Here is a 12,086-nt window from a genome sequence, read left to right as displayed (position 1 = left end):
CATACATTATGCTATTTTTTATTATTTAAAGCTCGAATACGTGATGACAATGAAAATAAACGAATAAAACCCTGTGCATCTGCTTGACTATAGACATCATCTTGACTGAAAGTAGCATATTTCTTAGAATATAATGTATTTTGTGATTTTCTTTGTAAAACAGTTACAGATCCTTTATACAACTCTATTATTACTTCTCCTGAAATCTTATTTGATAAAACTTCAGAAGACTGTTGAAGAGATTCTCGAACCGAAGTAAACCATTTTCCATCATATATTATTAAAGACATATCCAACGATATTTTATTCTTCCAATACATACTATCTCGATCTAGTATTAATTGTTCCAAACTTCTTAAAACATAATATATAATTGTACCACCAGGTGTTTCATAACAACCCCTAGATTTGATCCCAATAAGACGATTTTCTATCATATCAACCCTTCCAATGGAATGCTTGCTCCCTAAATCATTAAGTTTTTTTAAACATTTATATGCAGTTAAAGCTTTATGGTTAACTTGTTTAACGCAACCTTTTTCTACTAATAGATGTACTTTTTCCGGCTTATTAGGAGCTTCCGTTGGATTCTTTGTCCATGCCCAACAAGTATCGTCAGGGGCATTCCAAGGATTTTCTAGAATTCCACCTTCAGTCGATACATGGAATATGTTTTCATCACGACTATAAATTTTTTCTTTAGTTACAGTAGTACTAATTTGTTTTTTAAGCAGATATTGTAAAATATCTTCTCTAGATTTAAATTCCCATTCTCTCCACGGAGCTATGACCATTAATTCGGGATTAAGTGCAGAATACGTAAATTCAAAACGAACTTGATCATTTCCTTTTCCAGTAGCTCCATGACTTAATCCAATTGCATTAATTTTATTAGCAAAATCTACCTGAGCTTTAGCAATCAAAGGTCTTGCAATAGCAGTACCTAAAAAATATTGTCCTTCATAAATAGAACCCATTTTTAACATAGGAAATACATATTTTTCGACAAATTCATCTTTTAAATTAGCAATATAACAATCAGATGCTCCAGAACTAATAGCTTTTTCTTTAATATTACATAAATCGTAACGAGATTGACCGATATCTGCAACAAAAGCAATTACATTAAATTTATAATGATCTTTTATCCATGGTATGATAGCAGAAGTGTCTAGTCCTCCGGAATAAGCTAAAACCACTGTTTTTTGAATATTATCTTTCTTCATATAATTTTTTATCAACCTATTTTGTTTTATTCTATAATTCTAGTCCCAATTGATCGTCCTTCAAGTAAATGTAGTAGATCATTGGAATTATGCCAACTAGCTATCTCAACTGATTTTTTTAAATACTTAGATACTATCATAGCAGATTGTAATTTAATAACCATACCGTCCGTAACCACCCCTGCATGACACAAACCATGTATTTCTTTACAAAGAATAGTAGGAATTCGTTGTCCTTTACCATTTAAAACAGCATGTACGTCAGTCAACATAATTAAACGACCATTAAATATGATTGTTAATATCATAGCAACTACATCAGAATTAATGTTAAAAAAATTACCCTTCAGATCTAATCCTGAAGAACAAACAAAAGGAATAATACAATGATCTAAAAAAAAAGAAACAACTTTTATGTATTTAAATATTTTTATTTTATTTTGATTTAAAAATTTTTTAATAACTAAGTACTCATTACTTAAAGTTCGTAAAAAACTAAAAAAATCTGGTAGTGATACACTTTGTCCTACAACGCTATGTTGTTTAGACCAAGCTAACAAACGTATATTAACGATATTTGGTATTATAGAATACAAAAAATTTTTAGTATTTAATTTTTTAATCAAGCAAAAATCATTATTATGAGTACATAAATCAGAATCAAAAAAACCAAAATTACCATACGTACCACTACTTCCATTAACTAATATAATTTTAGAATTAGTTGATGTACTGTATATGTTTAATTCTTTAAATAAACGTGTTATAGCATGATTGCTATGTAATAGAATACCACCTACTTTGATTACTAAAGGACCTTCCATTATTAAAACCTTATGTTTAATATTTAATATTAAGTTTTATAAAATCTATTAAAAATATCTTACATTAATATAGATATTATTAAACACAAAAATTTATTTGTATCTAAATTACAACATATTATATATACAATTATATCTAATATCTGAATAATAAATATGATTTAGTTAATATTACTAAAAATTTTTACTATAAAATATATAAAAATATATCTGAATAAATGTTATTAAATTAGTTATCTACTATATTAAACCTAGTTTATGACAAATTTTAACACTCAAAGTAGATTGATTTAATGTATATAAATGAAAATTTGTAACTCCTTCATTATATAAACCAACTATCAAATTAACAGCGATTCTAACACTCAAATCTATGCACTGACTTAAATCATCCTTATATTCATCAAAAGCACTAAAAATCCATTTAGGTATGTAGACGTTAGTTAAACGAGAAAATTTTTTTAATTGATTAACGTTTAAAATCGGTAATATTCCTGGAATTATAGTAATTGGTAAACCAATATCAATACAATTATCACGAAATCTTAAAAACTTTTCTATACTAAAAAAAAATTGTGTGATAGCTTTTTTGACACCTAAATCTGCTTTATTTTTTAAATTAATTAAATCTTCTTGTATATTACAAGATTCAGGATGTAATTCAGGATATGCTGCCACTAATATTTCAAAATTATTAATTGATTGTAATAATTTAATTAAATCATTAGCATATATTATTTTTTGAGAATATTGATCCGGTAAATCACCACGAAGAGCTATGATGTGTTTAATTCCATAACTCCAATACTTAAGAGCAATATTCTGTATTTCTAACTTATTTAAACCAATAGTTGTAAAATGAGCAAATACATTTACTTTAGTCAAAGAACGAATTTTTTGTACAATAAAAAATGTTTTATCACGATTTTTTGCATATATACTATTTGTAACTGAAAAAAAATCCGGATTAAATTGATTTAATAAACATACTGATCGTAACAATTGTTCTTCTGATTTACTATCTTGTGGTGGAAATACCTCAAAAGAAATTCTAATTTTATCTTTTAAATGATATGATTCATAATTATTTTGCTTACTATTATCATTAATTATATATATCATATATATCCTAATTATAATTATTTAAAATTAATATTATTATAAATAATAACGTACTATTATAATTTAAAATAATACTTACATAAATATGTGATATGAAAATACACACAAGAAATTTGCTAAAATAACTATAATAATTATTATCAATAGTGTAAAAAAACAACTGTAGCTTTAATTTAATTAAAAATAAATCAATTAAAGTGATATTTTAAAAAGTATATACAAACAATGTTACACCCAATAATTTATATATATAATATATAAATATTATTCCATCTAAATAATTAGATCTGTTGATAAATATTTTAATACATACACATAATACAACTAATTTAATTATTTAATTTTTAAAAATATCTACATTATTAACAATATAATTAGCATGAATCAAACTATTTTTATTAATAATTATAACATTTATTAAACTATTTAAATACTTGAAATATATTTATATATATAATATAACAAAAATTTTTTAATTTAATATATATATTTTCTTTAAACATACAAATTTTTTAAATATAGAATTTAATGATCATAGAAACTAATTTAAAAACTTTTTAAAATTATAGATATCATCATAATTTTTAATAATTATGTTTTTATAAAAAATATGATATAATTAAAAATATTTTTTTTTAAAAAAAATAATTAAATACAAATTTATTTCTAATAAAACTTGTTATTTTTATTAATATAAACTAAAATTAATATTTAGTTACATTTATTTATTTAAAATAATAATTATTATTTTAAATAATTAATTAATTTTTAAGCCGGCTTAGCTCAGCAGGTAGAGCAACTGACTTGTAATCAGTAGGTCACCAGTTCAATTCCGGTAGCCGGCATAACATTAGGTGGGGTTCCTGAGTGGTTAAAAGGAGCAGACTGTAAATCTGACGTCATTGACTTCGTAGGTTCGAATCCTACCCCCACCACACAAGCGGGCATCGTATAAAGGATATTACCTCAGCCTTCCAAGCTGATGATGCGGGTTCAATTCCCGCTGACCGCTACATAAAAAACACCTGTTATAAAATAGATAAATTCTATAAAATAAATAAAAAATATGCTGATATAGCTTAGTCGGATAGAGCACATCCTTGGTATGGATGAGGTCCCTAGTTCAAATCTAGGTATCAGCAAAATAATATTTATTATAATCTTTATAAAATTTTTAAAACAATCAAACATAAAACTACTTTTTTAATTCTTTATTTATTTTAAGTATCTAATACGTTTATATGATAAATATAATATTCATTTTATTAAATAAATTCAGTTTTTATTAAATATACAATCGTTAACAATAACATAAATAACTATATTTAAAATAATATTTTCATAAAAAAACTAAAATGAGCACCGTAATTATGCATATTCATAAATTATATGACATATACGCTAAATATACAGAAAAAATTAAGTGGTTGTGTATAACAACAATTATTATTTGTATGATATTAAACTATATTTTTTTCATTTATCAATACTCTAAAAATATAAAAATCATATTTTTTGTTTTATACCACATACTATTATTCAGTATATTTTTAAATACACTCGTTGGAAAAAAAATAATCATTTTTACTAAAGATGTAAATATAGAATTATCGAAAATTATATGGCCTTCTTATAAAGAAACATGTCAAACAACAGGAATAGTATTATTACTAATAACTTTAACATCTGTATTTGTATGGATATTAGACGGAATCATACTCCATGCTATATCTTGGATACTAACCTCGAGGTTATAAAAATTGTGTGTAGATAAAAAAAAATGGTATGTTTTACAAGCTTTTTCAGGATTTGAAAATAGAGTAGTACAATCAATACTGAACAACGAAAAAATAAAAAAAATGAAAAATATATTTGGAAAAATCATAGTTCCTTCCGAAGAAGTTATTGAAATAAAAAAAGGAAAAAGAAAAAAAAGTGATTATAAATTTTTTCCTGGATATATTTTAATTGAAATGATTATGAACAATTATAGTTGGCATTTAATTAAAAGTTTACCTAAAGTATTAGGTTTTGTAGGTAGTACGTCTGAAAAACCAACTCCAATGAGCGATCGTGAAGTCCAAATTATATTTAAAAAATTAAAAAAAATAGGTGATAAACCTAGACCAAAAAAAACATTTGAACCAGGAGAAAATATTCGTGTTAATGATGGACCTTTTTCAGATTTCAATGGAACCGTTGAAACTGTAGATTATGAAAAACATCGATTAAAAGTATCCGTATCAATATTTGGACGTTCTACTCCTGTAGAGCTAGACTTTCGACAAGTTGAAAAATATTAAATTAAAATTAAAAAAAGCCTATAGAACTATTTATAAAAAATAAATATATCTAATCAAGAGTACTGAAATGAACAAAAAAATTACATCTTATATAAAGTTACAAGTATTATCCGGAATGGCAAATCCTAGTCCTCCAGTAGGTCCTGCATTAGGACAAAAAGGAGTTAATATAATGGAATTTTGTAAAAATTTTAATTTACAAACAGCTCAACTAGAAAAAGGAATTCCTACTCCTGTTGTTATTACCGTGTATTCTGATAAAACATTTACTTTTATTACTAAAACACCACCTACTTCTGTTTTATTAAAAAAATGTTTAGCTATTAAAAGTGGATCAAAAAAACCCAAACATGAAGTTGTAGGAAAAATTACAAAAAAACAAATATATGAAATTGCAAAACAAAAAATGATAGATATGACTGGATCAAATATTGATAAAATAGCAAAAACTATTGAAGGAACAGCTATATCAATGGGAATTACTGTAATACAGGAATAATTATGATAAAACTATCAAAAAAAAAAAAATTTAATCAAAATTTAAGAAACCAAAAAACAATTTATACTATTCAATCTGCAATAAAAATATTAAAAAAAATGAAATCCGCTAATTTTATAGAAAGTATTGATGCTGCATTTCATCTAAATATTAATCCTAAAAAATCTGAACAAAATATTCGTGGATCTATATTACTTCCCCATGGAACCGGAAAAAAAATAAAAATCGGAGTGTTTACTACAGGAAAAAATGTAACCGTAGCAAAAGAATCTGGAGCTGATTTTGTTGGAATGGAAGATCTAGCAAGTATTATAAAAAAACAAACTATTAAATTTGATTTGATTATTGCATCACCAGAAACTATGGAAATAGTAGGAAAATTAGGACCTATATTAGGACCTAGAGGTATTATGCCTAATCCAAAATTTGGAACAGTAACAGAAAATATACAACAGGCAATACAAGAAGCACGCCAAGGTAAAATAAATTATAGAAATGATAAGAATGGTATTATTCACAGTAATTTTGGAAAAATAAATTTTTCTGAAATTCACTTATACGAAAATTTTTTAACACTACATAATAACATTAAACAAGCTAAACCCCGTCAATTAAAAGGAATTTTTTATAAAAAAATTAGTATCTCTACTACCATGAGTCCTGGTATTTTTATTGATTATTTAAATCTATAAAATATAATATTTTATGTATTAATTATTAATATATTAGTATAAAAAATCATTTAAAACCAACTATAATATGTGATTATTACACATAAACAATAAAATCTTCCTATTCTTACATTTATAACATAAATTATTTATAATTATTTATAAAAATAACTACAAATAGGATAAAAAAATGGCATTACATAGAAAAAAAAAAAAAGATATAATTAAAAAAATTAATAATATTGCAAAAAAATCATTATCTGTAATAATAGCCGATCCTTCAAATGTACAAGTCAATAAAATCAACAAACTGCGAAAAAAGTCAATCCTTTTACATGTAAAAATATATGTAATAAAAAATACACTTCTTCAAAAATCTTTAATAAAAACAAATTTTTCTAAACTCATTGACACATTAAATGGACCAACTTTAATAGCATTTTCTTTAAAAAATCCGGGCAGCGCTAGTCGATTATTTATAAATTTTAGCAAAAAAAACCCTCAATTCAAAATAAAAAATGCAATTTGTGAAAATAAAATACTTAATATAAAAGAAATAAATGATTTAGCTTTACTTCCAACACACACAGAAGCTATTATAAAATTTATATTATTATTACAAGAGATATCGTTAGGAAAATTTCTACGATTACTGAATCAAATTACACGCAAATAAAAACAAAAATTAATATGTTTTTCACATATTTGTGACTATTTTAGGGATAATGCTGATGTCAATTAATAAAGAAGAAATTTTACATACAATTTCTGAAATGCCAGTACAAGAAATTATGGAATTAATTTCTATGATAGAAAAAAAATTTAACGTATCATCTAATATTCCATTAAACACTACCAATCATTCTATTGAGTCAACTAAAGAAGAAAAAGTTTCTTTTAATGTTAAATTAAATACAATAGGCTCTAATAAAGTATCAATTATAAAAATAATCCGCAGCACGACTGGATTAGGATTAAAAGAATCTAAAGATCTAGTAGAATCCGCTCCTACGATTATTAAAGAAAACATAACTAAAGAAAGCGCGGAAAAATTATATAATATGCTAGTAGAAGCTGGCGCTACAGCAGAAATTAAATAAAAAAAAATTAGTATTTAAATTTATTCAAATATACGTACTATACCAGTGACTGGTGATTATTAAGTCACCAGTTCGTTATCCTAAAAACATATAATCTACTTACAAATTATTCATTTTGTACTAAATATTTTAAATATTAAAAATTAATTTTTAATTTTTATTAACATTTATTTTTAAATACATTGAATATAATAAAGATTTTTATTTTTACAACAACATATATATTAGGAATATAATGGTTTACTCTCATACTGAAAAAAAGCGGATACGAAAAAATTTTGGTAAACAAAAAAAAATCTTAGAAATCCCATATCTTTTATCTATTCAAATTGATTCATTTAAAAAATTTATTCAATCTAAATCACAAGAACATCAAGGATTAGAGTCTGCTTTTCAATCTATTTTCCCTATTCGAAGTTATAATGGATGCGCTGAATTACAATATGTTTCTTATTCATTAGGTAAGAAGATATTTGATGTGCAGGAGTCACAAACCAGAGGAACAACATATTCGGTTCCTTTAAGAGTTAAATTAAGATTAATTGTTTACGAAAAAGAATCAAAAAACACCATAGTTAAATATATTAAAGAACAAGAAGTATATATGGGGGAATTACCGTTAATGACAAAAAACGGAACATTTATTGTTAATGGAACTGAAAGAGTAGTAGTCTCTCAATTACACAGAAGTCCAGGTGTTTTTTTTGATAGCGATAAAGGAAAATCCCATTCATCAGGAAAAATATTGTATAATGCAAGAATTATACCATACAGAGGATCTTGGTTAGATTTTGAATTTGATCCTAAAGATTATCTATTTGCACGAATAGATCGTAGAAGAAAAATTCCTATTACAGTTATACTACATGCTTTAAATTTTAGTACTGAAAAGATTCTTAAAAAATTTTTTAAACATGATATTTTTCGTATAAAAAAAAACAAAATCACTATGGATTTAATTCCAAAAAGATTGTTAGGAACAACAATACCGTTTGATGTTATAAAAAACAAAAGAAAATATTTTAAACAAGGTACACGCATCACTAACCAACACATCCAAGAATTCAAAAAAAATAACATTACTTCTCTTAACGTTCCAAAAGAATATATTTATGGAAAAATAATCAGTAAAAATTATATAGATCCAAATACAGGGTCAATATTTATTGCGGCAAATACTAAATTAACTCAAGAAGATTTCAAAAAAATAAAAAAATTTAATTACAAAAAAATATATGTTTTATTTACAAATGATCGTGATCATGGATCATATATTTCAGATACTCTACAAATTGATTCTACTAAAGACCGAAATACGGCTTTAGTTGAAATATATAGAATGATGAGACCCGGAGAACCACCAACTAAAGAAGCCACAGAAAATTTATTTAATAATTTGTTTTTTTCTAAAGAAAAATATGATTTATCGCCAGTAGGTAGAATGAAGTTTAATAGATCACTGTGTCGTAATACAACTAGTGGGTCCGGAACGTTAAATAAAAACGATATAGTAGACGTAGTAAAAAAATTGATAAATATACGTAATGGAAAAGGAGAAATTGATGATATCGATCATCTAGGAAATCGTCGTGTTCGATCTGTTGGAGAAATGGTAGAAAATCAATTTAGAATAGGACTTATTCGAGTTGAACGAGCAGTACGAGAAAGGTTATCATCAAGTGATTTAGAAACATTAATGCCACAAGATATTATTAACGCAAAACCCATTTCTTCTGCAATTAAAGAATTTTTTGGATCTAGTCAATTATCTCAATTTATGGATCAAAACAATCCATTAGCTGAAATTACACACAAACGTAGAATTTCTGCTTTAGGAGTTGGAGGATTAACTCGAGAAAGAGCTGGTTTTGAAGTAAGAGACGTACATCCCACTCATTATGGTAGAGTGTGTCCTGTAGAAACACCAGAAGGACCAAATATAGGATTAATTAACTCTTTATCTATCTATGCTAGAACAAATCAGTATGGATTTTTAGAAACACCATACAGAACAATAACAAAAGGAATTGCTACGTATACAATAAAATATCTATCTGCAATAGAAGAAGGTAATTATATTATTGCACAAGCTAACACAAAAATCAACCAAAAAGGTAAGTTTTGTACAAAATTTGTAACATGTCGCCATAAAGGCGAATTTGGCTTATTTCATAAAAAACAAGTGCAATACATGGACGTGTCTACTCAGCAAATAGTTTCTGTAGGAGCATCATTAATACCTTTTTTAGAACATAATGATGCTAATCGAGCACTTATGGGTGCGAATATGCAAAGACAAGCTGTTCCCCTAATGAAGTCAGAAAAACCGTTAGTAGGTACAGGCATGGAAAGATCAGTAGCAGTGGATTCAGGAGTTACCATAGTTGCTAAAAGAGATGGAGTTGTACAGTATGTAGATGCTTCAAAAATCATTGTAAATGTTAATCACATGAATATTACTGCTTATCAGTCAGGAATAGATATATATAAACTAACCAAATATATTAGATCTAATCAAAATACATGTATTAATCAAATACCATGCGTGAATATCAATGATACTATTAAAAAAGGTGATGTTCTTGCTGATGGACCATCTACTGATTTGGGAGAGTTGGCTCTTGGACAAAATATGCGTGTAGCTTTCATGCCTTGGAATGGATATAATTTTGAAGATTCTATCCTTATTTCTGAAAAAGTTGTAAGAGAAGATCGCTTTACTTCTATTCATATTCAAGAATTGTCTTGTATATGTCGTGATACTAAACTAGGAATTGAAGAAATAACTGCTGACATACCAAATGTAAGTGAAAATGCATTGTTAAATTTAGATGCTTCAGGAATTATTTACGTAGGTGCTGATGTATCAAGTGGAGACGTATTAGTAGGAAAGGTTACTCCAAAAGGAGAAACCCAGTTAACACCAGAAGAAAAATTATTAAGAGCTATTTTTGGTGAAAAAGCCTCAGATGTAAAAGATTCATCATTGAGAGTACCTAACGGAACCAACGGAACTGTTATTGATGTACAAATCTTCACTCGTGATGGAATAAAAAAAGATCTACGAACATTAGAAATAGAAGACATGCTTCTAAAAACAACAAAAAAAGATTTTAATGAAGAATTAAAAATTTTTGAAACAAATATCATTACTCGAATAAAAAATATATTAATTAATTCAAATATATCTATAAATAATTTTAATATCACATCATTAGATGATTATTTTAAAAATAATCCACAATACTCTGATCGAATAAACAAAAAAATAAATATATTAAAAAATCAATATCAAAAGTTAAAAAAAAATTTCACAAAAAAAATACTTGAAAAAACCAAAAAAATTAAACAAGGTGATGAATTATCACCTGGAATTTTAAAAATTGTAAAAGTTTATTTAGCTGTCAAAAGAAAAATACAACCTGGGGATAAAATGGCAGGAAGACACGGAAACAAAGGAGTTGTTTCAAAAATCAATCCTGTTGAAGATATGCCTTATGATAAAGACGGGATACCAATAGATATAGTTTTAAATCCATTGGGTGTTCCATCACGTATGAATTTAGGTCAAATTCTTGAAACACATTTAGGACTAGCCGCGAAAGGAATTGGAAATATCATTAATAATATGATACGAAAAAACAAAAAAATTTCAAAAATTCGTCAATTTTTACAAAAAACATACAATCTTGAAGAAAATGCATATCAAAAGATTAATTTACATGAATTTTCAGATGAAGAAATATTAAAACTAGCACAAAATTTAAGTAATGGCATGCCAATGGCTACTCCTGTATTTGATGGAGCAAAAGAAAATGAAATAAAAAAACTATTAAAAATAGGAAATTTTTCTACATCAGGGCAAATTACTTTATTCGATGGACGGACAGGAGAAAAATTTGAAAGAAAAGTAACTGTAGGATACATGTATATGTTAAAGCTAAATCATTTAGTCGACGATAAAATGCATGCAAGATCAACCGGGTCTTATAGTTTAATTACACAACAACCGTTAGGTGGAAAAGCACAATTTGGAGGACAAAGATTCGGAGAAATGGAAGTATGGGCTCTAGAAGCATATGGTGCATCACACACATTGCAAGAGATGTTAACAGTTAAATCCGATGATGTAGCGGGAAGAACTAAAATGTATAAAAATATAGTCAGCGGAAAATACAAAATGGAACCCGGAATGCCAGAATCATTCAATGTTCTAATAAAAGAAATACGTTCTTTAGGAATTAATATTGACTTAAATAATGATTAATATAAAAAGTTTATTTTTTAATACTCAATCATGGATATAAATTTTATTATTATCCTATTTTAACAACTATTTAT

General features: G+C 25.9%; 10 protein-coding genes and 4 tRNA genes. 11 read left to right on the top strand and 3 right to left on the bottom strand.

The annotated features are described in order from the left end of the window. Positions 1-11: 11 nt before the first annotated feature. From BUCIPSTX3056_RS00160 to BUCIPSTX3056_RS00150, 3 genes are all read right to left on the bottom strand, one after another. A complete protein-coding gene (locus BUCIPSTX3056_RS00160) occupies positions 12-1,226 on the bottom strand; it encodes an argininosuccinate synthase (RefSeq protein WP_075474470.1) in 1,215 nt (404 codons plus the stop codon). Between the two features lie 26 nt (positions 1,227-1,252). Further along, positions 1,253-2,050, bottom strand: a complete 798-nt coding sequence (locus tag BUCIPSTX3056_RS00155; protein WP_075474469.1) for a hypothetical protein — start codon at positions 2,048-2,050, stop codon at positions 1,253-1,255. Positions 2,051-2,290: 240 nt separating this feature from the next. Then, positions 2,291-3,172: a methylenetetrahydrofolate reductase gene (locus tag BUCIPSTX3056_RS00150; RefSeq protein WP_075474468.1), complete on the bottom strand. Its 882-nt coding sequence runs from the start codon at positions 3,170-3,172 to the stop codon at positions 2,291-2,293. A gap of 772 nt (positions 3,173-3,944) precedes the next feature. Between BUCIPSTX3056_RS00150 and BUCIPSTX3056_RS00145 the strand changes: the two genes are divergently transcribed. From BUCIPSTX3056_RS00145 to rpoB, 11 genes are all read left to right on the top strand, one after another. Beyond that, a tRNA-Thr gene (locus BUCIPSTX3056_RS00145) sits at positions 3,945-4,017 on the top strand. 8 nt (positions 4,018-4,025) lie between these two features. Next, positions 4,026-4,107, top strand: a tRNA-Tyr gene (locus BUCIPSTX3056_RS00140). A 4-nt stretch (positions 4,108-4,111) separates the two neighbouring features. After that, positions 4,112-4,185 (top strand) — tRNA-Gly (locus BUCIPSTX3056_RS00135). Positions 4,186-4,240: 55 nt separating this feature from the next. Continuing rightward, a tRNA-Thr gene (locus BUCIPSTX3056_RS00130) sits at positions 4,241-4,314 on the top strand. A 228-nt stretch (positions 4,315-4,542) separates the two neighbouring features. Next, positions 4,543-4,929, top strand: a complete 387-nt coding sequence (gene secE / locus BUCIPSTX3056_RS00125; protein WP_075474467.1) for a preprotein translocase subunit SecE — start codon at positions 4,543-4,545, stop codon at positions 4,927-4,929. A 3-nt stretch (positions 4,930-4,932) separates the two neighbouring features. Further along, positions 4,933-5,475, top strand: coding sequence for a transcription termination/antitermination protein NusG (nusG, locus tag BUCIPSTX3056_RS00120; protein ID WP_075474466.1), 543 nt, complete (start codon positions 4,933-4,935; stop codon positions 5,473-5,475). Between the two features lie 67 nt (positions 5,476-5,542). After that, positions 5,543-5,974 carry a 50S ribosomal protein L11 gene (gene rplK, locus BUCIPSTX3056_RS00115; protein ID WP_075474465.1) on the top strand — a complete coding sequence of 144 codons (432 nt, stop codon included), beginning with the start codon at positions 5,543-5,545 and terminating at the stop codon, positions 5,972-5,974. A gap of 2 nt (positions 5,975-5,976) precedes the next feature. Continuing rightward, complete coding sequence (gene rplA / locus BUCIPSTX3056_RS00110; RefSeq protein WP_075474464.1) at positions 5,977-6,666, top strand: 50S ribosomal protein L1; 690 nt, start codon at positions 5,977-5,979, stop codon at positions 6,664-6,666. Between the two features lie 169 nt (positions 6,667-6,835). Further along, complete coding sequence (rplJ, locus tag BUCIPSTX3056_RS00105) at positions 6,836-7,321, top strand: 50S ribosomal protein L10 (RefSeq protein WP_075474463.1); 486 nt, start codon at positions 6,836-6,838, stop codon at positions 7,319-7,321. 55 nt (positions 7,322-7,376) lie between these two features. Beyond that, a complete protein-coding gene (rplL, locus tag BUCIPSTX3056_RS00100; RefSeq protein WP_075474462.1) occupies positions 7,377-7,745 on the top strand; it encodes a 50S ribosomal protein L7/L12 in 369 nt (122 codons plus the stop codon). A gap of 235 nt (positions 7,746-7,980) precedes the next feature. Next, positions 7,981-12,012 carry a DNA-directed RNA polymerase subunit beta gene (gene rpoB / locus BUCIPSTX3056_RS00095; protein WP_075474461.1) on the top strand — a complete coding sequence of 1,344 codons (4,032 nt, stop codon included), beginning with the start codon at positions 7,981-7,983 and terminating at the stop codon, positions 12,010-12,012. Positions 12,013-12,086 lie beyond the last annotated feature (74 nt).

It is taken from the genome of Buchnera aphidicola (Cinara pseudotaxifoliae) (assembly GCF_900128595.1).
In the GTDB taxonomy this organism is placed as follows: Bacteria; Pseudomonadota; Gammaproteobacteria; order Enterobacterales; family Enterobacteriaceae; genus Buchnera_F; species Buchnera_F aphidicola_J.
This window is presented reverse-complemented; position numbering and strand designations above follow the sequence as displayed.